2 pseudogenes are annotated in these 680 nt (G+C 73.2%); both read left to right on the plus strand.

What is annotated here, in order from left to right:
• Positions 1-332, plus strand: a pseudogene (locus tag Q8814_RS26360) (apolipoprotein N-acyltransferase); the annotation flags it as partial.
• A pseudogene (locus tag Q8814_RS26365) lies at positions 332-670 on the plus strand (glycosyltransferase); the annotation flags it as partial. The pseudogenes Q8814_RS26360 and Q8814_RS26365, both read left to right, overlap by 1 nt.
• Positions 671-680 lie beyond the last annotated feature (10 nt).

Here is a 680-nt window from a genome sequence, read left to right on the forward strand (position 1 = left end):
GGCTACGGGCGATCGAGCACGCCCGCACCGTGGTCGTCGCGGCCACCAGCGGGGTCAGCGCCGTCGTCGACCCCGACGGGTCGGTGCAGCAACGCACCGCGCTGTTCGAGCCGGCGGCCCTGGTGGCGCAGGTGCCGCTGCGCACGGACGTTACGCTGGCTAGTCGGCTCGGACCGATCCCGGAGCTCGCGCTCTGTGTCGGTGCCGTGGCCGCGGCCGGTGTCGCCCTCGTGCGGGGCCGGCGTCAGCACCCCACCGTGCCGGGCCCCGCGCCCGCGACCGGTACTGCAGCAACACCGGCCGCGCGCCGGTTCGACAGGGAGGACCTTTGATGGCAGCGGCGACGCCGGCCGGGAACGCGAGCGCACCGAGCGCGCGCACCCTGGTGATCATTCCGACGTACAACGAACGCGACAACATCGGACGGATCGTCGGCCGACTGCATGCCGCACTCCCGCACGTGCATGTGCTCATCGTCGACGACGGTAGCCCGGACGGCACCGGCGCGGCCGCCGACGAGCTGGCCGCGGCCGCCGGCGGCCTGATCCACGTGATGCACCGCACCGAGAAGAACGGGCTCGGCGCCGCGTACATCGACGGGTTCCGCTGGGGTCTCGAGCGCGACTACACGGTGCTCGTGGAGATGGACGCCGACGGCAGCCACGCCCCCTAACAGCTGC

The sequence above is a fragment of the Rhodococcus chondri genome (genome assembly GCF_036327435.1).
GTDB lineage: Bacteria > Actinomycetota > Actinomycetes > Mycobacteriales > Mycobacteriaceae > Rhodococcus > Rhodococcus chondri.